General features: G+C 74.1%; 11 protein-coding genes. 8 read left to right on the top strand and 3 right to left on the bottom strand.

Annotation, left to right across the window (positions count from 1 at the left end; all coding sequences use genetic code 11):
* Positions 1–25 precede the first annotated feature (25 nt).
* Both ABD296_RS39510 and ABD296_RS39505 read right to left on the bottom strand, forming a co-directional pair.
* Positions 26–1,024 (bottom strand): CU044_5270 family protein, encoded by a 999-nt coding sequence (locus tag ABD296_RS39510; protein WP_344279967.1) that lies wholly within the window; start codon positions 1,022–1,024, stop codon positions 26–28.
* A complete protein-coding gene (locus ABD296_RS39505; protein ID WP_344279964.1) occupies positions 1,024–1,650 on the bottom strand; it encodes an RNA polymerase sigma factor in 627 nt (208 codons plus the stop codon). The genes ABD296_RS39510 and ABD296_RS39505 overlap by 1 nt, the downstream gene beginning before the upstream one ends.
* A gap of 169 nt (positions 1,651–1,819) precedes the next feature.
* Here ABD296_RS39505 and ABD296_RS39500 point away from each other — a divergent pair, with 169 nt between their 5' ends.
* The 8 genes from ABD296_RS39500 to ABD296_RS39465 all read left to right on the top strand — a co-directional run bounded on the left by ABD296_RS39500 (position 1,820) and on the right by ABD296_RS39465 (position 12,454).
* Positions 1,820–2,587 carry an SDR family NAD(P)-dependent oxidoreductase gene (locus ABD296_RS39500; RefSeq protein ID WP_344279961.1) on the top strand — a complete coding sequence of 256 codons (768 nt, stop codon included), beginning with the start codon at positions 1,820–1,822 and terminating at the stop codon, positions 2,585–2,587.
* Positions 2,588–2,790: 203 nt separating this feature from the next.
* The gene (locus tag ABD296_RS39495) at positions 2,791–3,741 is read left to right on the top strand and encodes an acyl-ACP desaturase (protein WP_344279958.1); all 951 of its coding nucleotides are present in this window, start codon (positions 2,791–2,793) and stop codon (positions 3,739–3,741) included.
* Positions 3,742–3,784: 43 nt separating this feature from the next.
* Positions 3,785–4,609 (top strand): serine/threonine-protein kinase, encoded by an 825-nt coding sequence (locus ABD296_RS39490; RefSeq protein WP_344279955.1) that lies wholly within the window; start codon positions 3,785–3,787, stop codon positions 4,607–4,609.
* 53 nt (positions 4,610–4,662) lie between these two features.
* Positions 4,663–6,579, top strand: a complete 1,917-nt coding sequence (locus ABD296_RS39485) for a serine/threonine-protein kinase (protein ID WP_344279952.1) — start codon at positions 4,663–4,665, stop codon at positions 6,577–6,579.
* Positions 6,542–9,100 carry a protein kinase domain-containing protein gene (locus ABD296_RS39480; protein WP_344279949.1) on the top strand — a complete coding sequence of 853 codons (2,559 nt, stop codon included), beginning with the start codon at positions 6,542–6,544 and terminating at the stop codon, positions 9,098–9,100. The genes ABD296_RS39485 and ABD296_RS39480 overlap by 38 nt, the downstream gene beginning before the upstream one ends.
* A 49-nt stretch (positions 9,101–9,149) precedes the next feature.
* Positions 9,150–10,424, top strand: a complete 1,275-nt coding sequence (locus tag ABD296_RS39475) for a hypothetical protein (RefSeq protein WP_344279946.1) — start codon at positions 9,150–9,152, stop codon at positions 10,422–10,424.
* A 276-nt stretch (positions 10,425–10,700) separates the two neighbouring features.
* Positions 10,701–11,480, top strand: a complete 780-nt coding sequence (locus ABD296_RS39470) for an electron transfer flavoprotein subunit beta/FixA family protein (RefSeq protein WP_344279942.1) — start codon at positions 10,701–10,703, stop codon at positions 11,478–11,480.
* A 23-nt stretch (positions 11,481–11,503) separates the two neighbouring features.
* Positions 11,504–12,454 carry an electron transfer flavoprotein subunit alpha/FixB family protein gene (locus tag ABD296_RS39465; protein ID WP_344279939.1) on the top strand — a complete coding sequence of 317 codons (951 nt, stop codon included), beginning with the start codon at positions 11,504–11,506 and terminating at the stop codon, positions 12,452–12,454.
* A gap of 55 nt (positions 12,455–12,509) precedes the next feature.
* On the opposite strand, the gene ABD296_RS39460 is transcribed toward ABD296_RS39465, so the two are convergent.
* The coding region (locus ABD296_RS39460) for a hypothetical protein (protein ID WP_344279936.1) at positions 12,510–13,328 on the bottom strand (819 nt) is incomplete at its 5' end.

The raw sequence follows: 13,328 nt of genomic DNA, 5'->3' as shown, positions 1-13,328 counted from the left end.
GCCGGGGCCACCCCGCCGCGCCGGTTCAGGGGCGTTCGCCGTTCTTCGCCACCGTGGCCTTGACGAGCTGCGCGGACAGGCCGGTGACCGTGCCCGCCGGGGCCGTCCCCGACGGCTTCGGCCGCCAGTTGTCGAGCCGCGCGCCCTGGCCCTTGTCCGGGAACTCGACCTGGGGCTTCAGCGACACCGTGCGATGGCCCATGTAGACGTACGTCCTCGGGTTGAGAATGATCTCCTCCCGCTGGCCGCCGTCGTTCACCGCCAGCGCGAACGCGATGCCGCGCCGGCCGGAGGCGTCCGCCACGTCCCGCTCCAGCGTGACGCCCTTGAGGCGGGGCAGCACCTGGTAGAGGGCGGCCTGCAGCTTCGGCGGCGGCGCCGTGTAGTCCATGAGGCCGCGGACGAGGAGGAACGCCGCCGTGTCGGGCCCCGGCCACGGCGCGGCGAACGGCGGCGGCTGCTTGAACAGGGACTTGTTCTCGAGCTGGCCGATCAGGACGTCGGGGTCGGTGGAGTAGCGCCCGACGTTCGTCCATTCGGGGTCGGCCGGCATGCGCACCGTCCGCCCGCCCCGCTGGACGTCGTGCGCCTTGCCGTCGTACCTCACCCACTGCTCCGTCGTGGTCCGCTTGCCCGTGATCCTCGTGGAGCCGTAGATGGTGCCGGCTTCCATGGTCTTGATGTAGGTCCACTGGCCGGGTGCGGCGGCGGTGCCCGTCTCGGCGGCCTTCGCCGCGCGGGTCCCGAGCTCCTCCACGTTCGCGACCGGCGCGATGCGGTTCGCCGGGGCGCCGGACCCGCCGCCCGATCCGCCGATCATGGCCACCGCGGTGGCCCCGGCGGCGACCGCGGCGACGGCGGCCACGGTTCCGGCGCGCCACGCCGGCCGGGCCCAGAACGGCCGCGGCCGGACGGCGGGGGCGCCGGCTTCGGCGAGCAGCCGGTTGCGGGCGGCCTCGGCCGCGTCCGGCGTGATCGGCGGTGTCGCCGACCGCAGTTCGCGCAGCCGGGTCATCTCGTCCATCACTCCACCTCCGGGGCGGTCGGGTCGGCGCCGCCGAGGGCGGCCTTCAGCTTGCGGCGGGCGCGGTTCAGCCGGGAGCCGACGGTGCCCGGCGGGATGCCGAGCGCCTCGCCGACCTCCTCGTAGCCGAGGTCGCCCCACGCGACGAGCAGCAGGACGTCGCGGTCGCCGGCCGGCAGCGCGGACAGCGCCCCGCCGAGCAGCCGTTCCTGCTGCTGCGCGGCGACGCGCGCCACGACGGCCTCCGCCTCCGGCTCGGGCAGCGGGTCGATCCCGGTCCGCTGCAGCGCCCGGTAGTGGCGTTCCTCGCCGCGGTGATGCCGCGCGACGAGCGTGGTGGCGATCCCGTACAGCCAGGGCCGCGCGAGGGGACGGCCCAGGTCGTATGTGCCGCGCTTGCGGAACGCGGTGAGGAACGTCTCGGCGACGATGTCGTCCGCCGTCTGCGTGCCGAGCCGCCGGGCGGCGTAGCGGTGGATCTGCGCGGCGTACCGGTCGAAGAGCACGGCGAAGCGTTCCGGGTCGTGCGCGGAATGGCGGATGACCTCGGCGTCGCTGGCGTGCGTGCCGGCCGTCTCTGCGTCGGGCGCGCCGCCGGCCCGCTGCCGGGACCGGATGGCCGTCATACGGGCCCTCTTCGTGAGGCCATGGTGGGCTCCTGTGGGGGACGGGCGATGGGACACCCGTTGTCTCCCGCAGTGCCGCCTCCTCTTCATGGTCCTCTTCGCACCATTTGTGAAGCGTTTCGGTGAGTGCCGCCGGGCGCGGCCAAGATCACCGATAGCATCTGCCGCCATGCGACACGCGTACCGAACCGCGCTGGTGACCGGCGCGTCCAGCGGGATCGGCGAGAGCTTCGCCCGCATCCTGGCCGCCCGCGGCACCGACCTGGTGATCGTCGCCCGCCGCGGCGACCTGCTGGACGGGCTCGCCCGCGAGCTGGTCGAGCGGTACCGGGTCGCGGTCGAGGTGCTGGCCGCCGACCTCACCGATCCCGGGCAGCGCGCCGAGATCGAGCGGCGGCTGCGCGCCGAACCCGTCGAGCTGCTGGTCAACAACGCGGGGCACGGCGCCTTCGGAGCGTTCGCGGAGCTGCCCGTGGAGGACCACCTCCGGCAGCTGGAGCTGAACGTCACCGCGCTCGTCCGGCTCACCCACGCGGCGCTCCCGGGGATGGTCTTGCGCGGACGCGGCGGAGTGCTGAACGTCGCGTCCATGGCCGGGTTCACCCCGTCGCCCGGCAGCGCGACCTACGGCGCGACCAAGGCCTACGTCGCGTCCTTCTCCGAGAGCCTGCACGCGGAGGTCGCGTCGAAGGGCGTGCACGTGACCGCGCTGTGCCCCGGCTTCACCCGCACCGAGGACGACGCCCCGACCAACCTGCTGTGGCTGCGCCGCGACGACGTGGCCAGGGCCGGCCTGGACGCGGTGGCGGCCGGACGCGCGCTCAGCGTCCCCGGCGTGCAGTACAAGGCGGCGCTGCCCGCGCTGAAACTGGTCCCGCGCCCGCTGCTCAGGGCCGCGGTGAACCGGATGTGGCACCAGGCGGCCGACACGCAGTGACAAAAAGCCGCCACCGGTTTCGCTCAGATCTACAAAACACTCCCGGGCTTGATTGTCACGGGGGTGACTTGACGCGGGTCGGGTGGACTGGCGACCATCGAACCTACGCTTGAGTAGGTTAGAACGGCCTGCTGGGCGCCCCATTCCGTGCCGCGGGCGCGGCGGCACCGTCCGGCATCCGACACGTCCAGCGAAGGAAGCGCATGTCCGTGACCCCCGAAGAGAAGTTCCAGACCGGTCTCCTGCTCGACCTCGAGCCGGTGGTCGAGAAGGAGCTCGACCGGCACATGTCCATGGCCAAGGAGTGGTTCCCGCACCAGTACGTGCCGTGGAGCGAGGGCCGCGACTTCGACGGGCCGCTGGACGGCGAGCCGTGGTCGATCGAGCACTCGAAGGTGACCCCGGAGGCGCGCGAGGCCCTCATCGTCAACCTGCTCACCGAGGACAACCTGCCCGGCTACCACCGCGCCATCGCCACCGTCTTCGGCCGCGAGGGCGCCTGGGGCACCTGGGTCAACCGGTGGACGGCCGAGGAGAACCGGCACGGCATCGTCATCCGCGACTACCTCACCGTCACCCGCGCCGTCGACCCGGTCGCGCTCGAGCGGGCCCGGATGCGCCACATGGAGGCCGGCTACGAGGCCGACCACGGCGAGTCGTTCCTGCACGGCACCGCCTACGTGTCGTTCCAGGAGCTGGCGACCCGCGTGTCGCACCGCAACACCGGCAGGGCGTCCGGCGACCCGCTCTGCGAGCAGATGATGGCGCGCGTCGCGGCCGACGAGAACCTGCACATGATCTTCTACCGGAACCTCATGGGCGCCGCGCTGGACATCGCGCCGAACGAGACGATGCGGGCCATCACCGATGTCGTCAAGGCGTTCCAGATGCCCGGCCACAGCATCGACGGGTTCCTGCGCAAGTCCGTCGTCATCGCCAACGCCGGCATCTACGACCTGCGCCTGCACCACGACGACGTGCTCACCCCGGTGCTGCGCAAGTGGGGCGTCTTCGACCGCACCGACCTGACCGGCGACGGCGACAAGGCGCGCGACGAGCTCGCCGAGTTCCTGGAGGGGGTCGACTCCGCCGCCACCAAGTTCGAGACCCGCCGCGAAGAGCGCCGCGCCCGCCAGGAGGCGCGCAAGGGCTGAACCTGCCCGGAACGCGGGCGCCGTTTCCGGCGTCTCAGTGTTCATGGGGACTCATCGGCGGCTGGGCGAGTATCGGTTGCTGGACGAGATCGGCCGGGGGAGCACCGCGGTGGTGCATCTGGCCCTGGACTCCCAGGGCCGCGAGGTCGCCGTGAAGGAGCTGTGCCCGCAGGTCGCGGGCGAGCCGGAGGCGCTGGCGCGGCTGGCCCGCGAGCTGGCCGTGCAGGCGCGGGTGAGCAGCCGGTACGTCGCCCGGCTGCTGGACGGGCGGGTGTCGGCGGACCGGCCGTACGTGGTGATGCAGTACGTCCCGGGCTGCCCGCTGAACGAGCTGGTCCGGGCGTACGGGCCGCTGGACGGGGACCGGCTCGTCCGGTTCGCGCGGCGGCTGGCGCTGGCCGTCGCCGACGTGCACGACGCGGGCGTGCTGCACCGGGACGTCTCGCCGGGCAACGTGATCGTGCTGGGCGACCGGCCGACGCTGATCGACTTCGGCATCTCCCACCAGGCGGGGATGGAGCAGATCACCCGGCGCGGGATGGTCGTGGGGACGCCCGCCTACCTGGCTCCGGAGCTGATCGAGGGGGAGCGCGCCACCACCGCGTCGGACGTGTTCTCGTGGGCGGCCGCCGCGGCGTTCGCGGCGACGGGCCGTCCGCCGTTCGGGCGCGGCTCGCTGCACGGGGTGTGCTTCCGGATCCTGCGGGGGCAGGCCGACCTGGACGGGATGCCGGAGCCGCTGCTCGCCGTGGTGCGCCGGGCGCTGGCGCGGGACCCGGGGGAGCGGCCGTCCGCGCGCTGGATCGCGGGCGCGCTTGCGCAAAGTGACGACACTATCACGGTTCGCGGCCGGTTCGCGGCGGCCTGAGATGACCGTTGGATCCTTCCGGCGGGGGCGGCGAAGGTAGGGTTTCGGAAACGATGGAGGGAGCAGTCACGTCCGGGGACCGTATCGGCCACTACAGCGTGCTCCAGACCCTCGGGGAAGGGGGCATGGGCGTCGTCTACCTCGGCGCCGACCCCGAGGGACGCAACGTGGCCATCAAGGTGCTGCGGCCCGCGGTGGCGGGCGACGCCACGGCGCGCCGCCGGCTGGCCCGCGAGGTCGACTCGATGCGGCGCGTGCACAGCCCCCACGTCGCGGAGATCCTCGACGCCGACGTCACCGCCGACCAGCCGTACATCGTCACCCAGTACGTGCCCGGCCGCACGCTGGAGGAGGTCGTCGAGGACAACGGCCCCATCTACGGGCAGGGCCTGCAGCGGCTGGCCGTCGGGCTGGCGTCGGCGCTGTCGGCGATCCACGGCGCCGGGATCGTGCACCGCGACCTCAAGCCCGGCAACGTGATGATCGTGGACGGCGAGCCGGTCGTGATCGACTTCGGCATCGCGCAGGGCGCGGACGCGACCCGGCTGACCGCCACCGGCATGGTCATCGGCACCCCCGGCTACCTCGCCCCGGAGATCATCGAGGGCGAGGACGCGGGCCCGCCGTCCGACGTGCACGCGCTCGCCGGCACGGTCGCCTACGCCGCGACCGGCCGCCCGCCGTTCGGCTCCGGCACCTTCGAGTCGATCTTCTACAAGATCATGCAGGGCGCGCCCGACCTGGACGGCGTGCCGGACGCGCTGCTGCCGCTGCTGCGCTCGGCGATGGCCCGCAACCCCGCCGAGCGGCCCACCGCGGTCAACCTCGTGCAGCTCGCGCGGCGCATCCACCTCGAAGCGACGATCACTGACCAGACGCGGGTCGACCAGCACTACACCCGCCCGGACGGGACGGCGCAGCCGGTCGAGCAGCCGGCGCCCGACCACGCCCGGCAGTTCGCCATGCCGCCGAGCGAGACGACCGGGCGCACCGGCGGACGCGCGAGCGGACACACGGCGGCGCCCGCTCCGGCCCCGCTTCCCGCTCCCGCGCCCGTCCCGGCGCAGCCGAAGGACTTCGTCGGGCAGCTGCCGCCCGCCGCGCCGCCGCCCGTCCCGCCGCCCGCGCCCGGCCCCTACGACGCCGCGCCCCCGTACGGGACGCAGAACTACGGACCGCAGGGCACCTACCCGCCGGCCGCCTACGGCCCCTACAACCAGCCGACCCAGCCTCCGCCGAACGCGTTGCAGCGCGGGCCGCAGCAGGGCGGCCCCTACGACCCTCAGCAGGACGCGCAGCGCCGCCGTCCGGAGCCCCCGCGCGGCGAGCGTGACCGGCACGAGCGGGACAAGGAAGCCCGCAAGCCCTACGGCCTCTACCGGGTGCTCGGCTTCATCGTGCTGGTGGCGCTGCTCGGCTTCGCCAACATCGCGCCGCTGCTCGCGGTCGGCGTGACGATCGCGGGCGTGCTGGTGCTGCGCAGCGCCGACAAGGCCGCCCAGGGGATGGAGGGCAAGCGGACCCGGCGCGGCCCGCGCTCCGGCGACGTCGTCGCGGCGGCGTTCCGGACGCCGCTGCACCTGCCCGGCGCGGTCATGGTCACCGCGCTGCTGGCGGCGCTCAGCCTGTTCGCCGGGTTCGTCCTGCTCGGCGTGCTGATCTTCACCAAGTCCGACATGACCGCGTCCCGGGCGATCGCGTACTCGGCGATGGCCGTGATCGGGCTGCTCTGCCTGGCGCCGGGCAGCGGCGCGCCCCGCCGGCAGCTGGCCCGGATCTGGGGCGCGACGCTCCCGCGTACCGAGGCCGCCCTCGCCGCCGTCCTCATCCTGGGGATCTTCGCCGCCGTGCTGGTCGGCCTCTCCCAGAAGCAGCCGCCCGACACCACCCCGCTGGACGGCATGAGCCAGAACCTGGAGAGCCTGCGCAGCGATGTCCACGACCTCGTCACCGGGTTCCCGTTCGTCTGACGGAGCCTGGGTCCCCCCGCCGCCCGAGCCGCCAGGACCGCCCGAGCCGCCGGCGCCGTCCGGGCCGCCGCTCGACGGTCCGCCGCCGTTCGCGGCCGCCCCGGTCCCCGCGCCGCCGCTCCCGCAGGACGCCCTCCCGGCCGACGGCCCCCCGCCCTCCGCGCCCGCAGCAGCCGCCGAGCCGGTGGACGGTGAGCAGGCCGAGATGATCGGCCCGTACCGCCCGGTTCAGCTGATCGGCTCCGGCGGCATGGGGCAGGTGTTCCGCGCCCGCGACCCGCGCGGCGGCACGTTCGCCGTCAAGACCCTGCACCCGCACCTGGTCGACGCCGGCGACTCGCGCGCCCGGCTGCGCCGCGAGGTCGAGACGATGGGCCGGGTCACCAGCCCCCGCGTCGCCGAGATCGTCGAGTTCGACGTCGACGCCCGCGTCCCCTACATCGTCACCCGGTACGTCGAGGGCCGGCCCCTGCTGGACGAGGTCCGCGGCGCCGGCGCGATCACCGGCGCGGCGCTGTGGCGGATCGCGGTCGGCACCGCCGAGGCGCTCGAAGCCGTGCACCGGGCCGGCGTCGTGCACCGCGACATCAAGCCCGGCAACGTGCTGCTGGAGGCCGGCGAGCCGGTCGTGATCGACTTCGGCATCTCGCAGGGCGTCGACGACACCCGCCTCACGCACACCGGCGGCGGGCGGTCCGGTACCTGGCGGGCCGACGCGCCCGAGCTGATGGAGGGCGACCACGCCGGCCCGCCCGCCGACGTGTTCGCCTGGGCGGCGATGATCGCGTTCGCGGCGACCGGCACCGACCTGTACGACGCGCCCAACGACGCCGCGGTCTGCGTGCGGATCATCCGCGGCGACCACGACCTGAGCGGCGTCCCGGACGAGCTGCGCCCCCTGCTCGCCGACGCGCTCGCCGCCGACCCGTCGGCCCGCCCGTCCGCCGAGGCGCTGGTGCGGCGGCTGCGGGCGCTGCGCCCCGACTCGGCGGGGCTGCGGGTGTCCAGCGGCAGCGGCCCCGCCGTGTCCACCGGCGGCCCCATGCCCGGCGCGCGGCCCCGCCCGCTCGCGCCGATCGGCCCGTACCGCCCGCTGCAGCGGCTCGGGCGCGGCGGCATGGGCGACGTCTTCCTCGCCCGCGCCGACGACGGCCGGATGGTCGCGATCAAGACGCTGCACCCGTTCCTGCCCGCCGAGTTCCAGGCCAAGGACCGGCTCCGCCGCGAGGTCGAGGCGATGCGCCGGATCCGCAGCCGCAACGTCGTCGAGCTCGTCGACCACGACGTGGACGGCGACCCGCCCTACATCGTCACCCGCTACGTCGAGGGCGCCTCGCTGCTGGAGACCGTCAAGGGCCGCGGCCCGCTGCCCCGCGACGGGCTGCTCCGGCTGGCCGGCGGCCTGGCCAACGCGCTCGCCGCCGTCCACGAGGCCGAGAGCGTCCACCGCGACGTCAACCCGGGCAACGTGATGCTGGTGTCCGGCGAGCCGATCCTGATCGACTTCGGCATCGCCTACCTCTCCGGGGCGTCGCGGCTGACCCAGGGACCCGTCGGCACGCCCGGCTACGTCTCGCCCGAGGTGCTGGAGGGCAAGCCGGCCGCCCCGCCGACCGACGTGTTCGGCTGGGCCGCGACGATCGCCTACGCCGCGACCGGGCGCCGCACCTACGAGGCGACGAGCCCGGCCGCGTTCGTCCGCCGCGTCCTGACCGGATGGCCGGACCTCGCCGGGATCGCCCCCGACCTGCGCGAGGTGCTGGAGGACGCGCTCGCCCGCGACCCGGACCTGCGGCCGGACGCGTCGGAACTGGCCGCGCGGTTCGCCAACCCCGGCTCGATCGCGCCCCGGCTGAAGCTCAAGCCCGAGCCGAAACCGGAGCCGCCCCCGCCGCCGAAGCCCGAGCCGCCCGCCGACCGGGTCGTCGCGGGCCGCGCCGCGTTCGCGCAGGCCGGCTTCGCGCTGACCGTGTCGGTGATCGAGGTGTCGCTCGCCGAGGCCAAGCGGGAGCTCGTCGCCGCCGAGCGCAGCCACGCCATCGGCGGGACCTGGTCGGAGCACACAGCCGGCTACGCCCGCAAGTCGCTCGCCGCCGCCACCCGCGCCGCCCGCGACGCGCAGACGGGCACCGGCGTCCCCGCCAACGGCCCCCGCCTCGCCGAGATCTACCGGGCCGCGAGCCTCTACGCCCGGCACGCGCAGGGCCTCCTGCAGGGCCGTCCGGTGATGCCGGGGCAGCTCGCCGACGTCCGCCGCGTCGTCGCCCTGCTCGGCACCGCCCGCTTCACCCGCGCCCGCTTCAAGGAGGGCTACGACCCCGCCGAGGTCGACGGCTTCGTCGGCCGCGTCCGCGCGTGGCTGGTCGGCGACCGCCGCGCCCTCGCCGAGGTGGTCGGCGCCGACGACGTCCGCGCCCGCGCCTTCACCCTGCGCCGCCTCCGCGAGACCTACGACAAGGACGAGGTCGACGCCTTCCTCGCCGCCCTGGAGACCGAACTCCGCCGCACCGGCTACCTCTAACCCAGAGCGCTGCGGGGTGGGTGGGGTGGTCGGTAGGGTGGCGGGCCATATGAGCGGCGAGACGAGCCACCAGGAGCACATCGGTCCGTACCGGCTGCTGTCCCGGCTGGGCGACGGGACCGGCGTGCACCGGGCCACCGGGCCGGACGGCCGCGATGTGGCGATCAGGCTGCTGCCGCCGGGCGCCGCGCCCGACATCGAGCGGATGCAAGCGGTGCTCAGCCCCTACGCGGCGGACGTCCTGGACGGCGAGTCCGGCGTGCGCCGGCCGTACGTGGTGTCGCGGTTCGTGCCGGGACGCCCGCTGGGGGCGGTCGTCGCGGAGCAGGGGCCCATGTCCGGCGACGCGCTGCGGCTGATCGCGGTCGGGCTGGCGAAGGCGCTGGCCGCCGTGCACCGGGCGGGGCTCGCCCATGGGGAGCTGGGGCCCGAGACGGTGCTGGTGGTGGACGGCGCTCCGGTCGTGGTGGATTTCGGGCTGGCCGTCGGGGCGCACGGGCCGGGGGACGTGCACGCGTGGGCGGCGACGGTGACGTTCGCGGCGACCGGGCGGTTCGAGGTGCCCGCGGACGCGCTGCCCGCGGATCTGCGTCCGCTGGTGGCGGCGGACGCGGACCCCGATCCGGCGGCGCGGCCGGACGCGGAGCGGCTGGCGGAGGCGGCGTCCCGGCTGGAGGTGCGGCCGGCGCGGGCCGTCCCGGCGCCGGCGCCGCCGGTGGCGGAGGAGGCCGCGCGGGCGGTGGCGTCCGCGCCCGTCCGGGAACCGGTGCAGGCGCAGGAGCTGGCGGTGGCGCAGGGGTGGGCGCGGCTGCTCGCGGCGACGGTGGTGGTCATCGGCGTCGGCGTCGCGGTGATGATGCCGATCGCCGGGCTGCTGCTGACGCTGGTGGCGGTGACGCTGCTGCGGACGGCCATGTCCGACACGGTGGCGGGCTGGGCGTGGGCGCTCGGCCGGACCGCCCTGACCGTCCCGTACGCGGCGGCGCTCACGGTGGCGGTGCCGCTCGGGCTGGCCGCGGCGTCGGTCATCGGCGGGGAGATCGACTCGCTGGGGGCCTGCGCGTTCGGCGCCGGGGCGGGCGCGGCGGTGCTGTGGACGGCGCCGGGCGTCAGCGCGCCGCGCCGCCAGCTGGAGCGGATGTTCATGGCGGTCGCCGGCAATCCGCGGCACATCGCGGTCGCGGGGGTGGCGCTGGGGGTGCTGGCGCTGCTCGCGGTGGTCGGGGCGATGTCGCTGACGCCGAGCTTCGCGCCGATGTACGGGCTGCAGAGCTCGCTGGAGCGCTCGATCGACCGGTTGCAGAACGCCATGGACCGCGGATGAGTATGAGCTGCGTCACGCCGCCCTCTGGGCGGGACGGGCGCCGTGAACCGGGCGTGCACGTGGGTAAGGTCTCACGAACTGGGATTTGCCAGTAGGCTACCGATGAGTAACATTTGTCGTGCACGGCCGAACCGGGGACCCGGCTCCGAAGCACGTTCGGGTGTTTGGCAGGCTGTGACCACGAAAGCGCATGTCCGCGTCGACCCGTCATGGGCGGCGCCCCTCTGTCCGCTTACCCCAGCGGCCAACTGAGTGCAGGGAGGTCGGCCACCGGCCATGAACATCGTCGTCCTGGTGAAGCAGGTTCCCGATACGGAGAGCCCGCGCAAGCTGAAGTCCGATGACAGCACGCTCGACCGCGCTGCCGCGGACGGTGTCATCAACGAGCTCGATGAGTACGCCATCGAAGAGGCGCTGCGCATCAAGGAGGCCCAGGGCGGCGAGGTGACCGTTCTGACCATGGGCCCCGACAAGGCCACCGACTCCATCCGCAAGTCGCTGGCGATGGGCGCCGACAAGGCCGTCCACCTCCTCGACGACGCCCTCGCCGGCTCCGACGCGCTGCAGACCTCCTACGCGATCCAGCAGGCGCTCGGCCGCACCGGCTTCGACCTGGTGATCCTCGGCTCGGAGTCCACCGACGCGCGCACCGGCGTGCTCGCGGCGATGCTCGCCGAGCGGCTCGGCGTGCCGCAGGTCTCGCTGGCCAACAAGGTGGAGATCGACGGGTCGTCCATCAAGGCGCAGCGGGTCACCGACTACGGCTTCGACCGCGTCGAGGCGACCCTGCCCGCCGTGGTCAGCGTGGTCGAGAAGATCAACGAGCCCCGCTACCCCTCGTTCAAGGGGATCATGGCGGCCAAGAAGAAGCCGGTCGAGACGCTCGGCATCGCCGACGCCGGCATCGAGGCCGCGCAGGTCGGCCTGGCGAACGCGGCCACCGAGGTGGTCGACTTCGCCGAGGCGCCGCCGCGCGCGCAGGGTCAGATCGTCACCGACGAGGGCGACGGCGGCGCGAAGATCGCCGAGTTCCTCGCGTCGAAGAAGTTCGTCTGACCGAGGAAGGGGATTAAGGAACAATGGCTGAGATTCTCGTCCTCGTCGACCACGTCGACGGTGAGGTCAAGAAGGTCACCCTCGAGCTGCTGACGCTGGCCAACAAGCTGGGCGAGGCCGCGGCGGTATGGGTCGGCCCCGGCGCCGACGGCGCCAAGGACAAGCTCGGCGAGTACGGCGCCGGCAAGCTCTACGTCGCGGCCGACGAGGAGCTCACCTCCTACGTCGTCGCGCCGAAGGCCGCGCTGCTGGCCCAGCTCGTCGCCGACAAGTCCCCGGCAGCGGTGCTGGTCTCCGCGACGGCCGAGGGCAAGGAGGTGGCGGGCCGGCTGGCCGTCAAGACCGGCTCCGGCGTCCTCACCGACGTGGTGGACGTCACCGACGGCTTCGTCGCCGAGCACTCCATCTTCGGCGGCGGGATCATCGCGCACGCCAAGGTGAAGACCGGCACGCCGATCATCGCCGTGCGGCCGAACTCCGTCGCGCCCGAGGCGTCCCCGGCCACCCCGGCCGAGGAGGCGGTCTCGGTGACGCTGTCGGACGCCGACAAGGCCACCAAGGTCGTGGAGAAGGTCGTCCAGGAGAAGGGCGAGCGCCCGGACCTGACCGAGGCCGCGATCGTGGTCTCCGGCGGCCGCGGTGTCGGCGGCGCCGAGAACTTCAAGATCATCGAGGACCTGGCCGACTCGCTCGGCGCGGCCGTCGGCGCCTCCCGCGCCGCGACCGACGCCGGCTGGTACCCGCACTCGTTCCAGGTCGGCCAGACCGGCAAGACCGTGTCGCCGCAGCTGTACGTCGCGGTCGGCATCTCCGGCGCCATCCAGCACCGGGCCGGCATGCAGACCTCGAAGACCATCGTCGCCATCAACAAGGACCCCGAGGCGCCGATCTTCGAGCTCGTCGACTACGGCATCGTGGGCGACCTGTTCCAGGTCGCGCCGCAGCTCACCGAAGAGGTCAACAAGCGCAAGTGATCTCTCGTCGGCGCCCCGCCCCCCGGAACGATCCGGGGGCGGGGCGTCCGGCGTTTCAGGACCTGGCCGGCGACGGGTACGGGACGGCCTTCAGCAGCTCCGGCTTGAGCATGTCCGCGACCTCCGCGTACGGGACGGTCGTGTCCTCCTCGCCGCACGCGGATTCGTAGCCCAGAACGGAACCGTAGAAGGCCACGCGGAGCCCGGTCGGCGTCAGGGCCATGCTGACGTCCCCGGACTTGACGAACGCGGACGGGTTGTCGGTGCCGTGGGGCCTGATGATCCCGGTCCCGGGGTCGACGTCGCTGTAGCAGTAGGTGCCGTGGGGCAGGTGCGCCTTGATCTTCTTGTCCAGCGGTGCGAGGCCCTGCTCGGTCGGGACGCGGAACAGGTCGAACGGGCGGTAGGCCGCGCCGGTCCGCAGGTCGACGGTCACGGCGGGCGAGTGGTCCCAGCCGGTTCCGCGCTCTCCCTGCAGGTTGACGGTGTACCAGACCGACAGCAGCCGGTCGTTGCGCATCAGCATCGCCGGTTTCACGACGTCGGTGTAGGCGCCCCTGCCGGATCCACCGGTGAGGCCCTTGAGGGTCTTGGCCCAGCGCTCCTCGAGCGGCGCCCGCAGCGCCTGGTCGATCTTCCGGACGAGCGCGGGCCGCCCGTCCGCGACCGTGACGACCTGGCCCCGCGCCTGGAAGGACACCCCCTGGCCGAGGTCCCTCCGCGGCTCGTTCAGCGCGATGAGCGAGGCGACGATCGGCTTCGGCTCCGGCTTGTCCTTCGCCTCGGCGACGTACACGGCGGCGCGGAGGCCCGACGCGATGACGGCCGCGCCGCCCACGGCCGCCGCGGCGCCCTTCGCGCCGAGCGCGCCGAT

The sequence above is a fragment of the Actinomadura napierensis genome (assembly GCF_039529375.1).
GTDB classification, from domain to species: domain Bacteria; phylum Actinomycetota; class Actinomycetes; order Streptosporangiales; family Streptosporangiaceae; genus Spirillospora; species Spirillospora napierensis.
The sequence above is the reverse complement of the archived record's forward strand: the minus strand, read 5'-3'. Positions and strand labels throughout refer to the sequence as shown.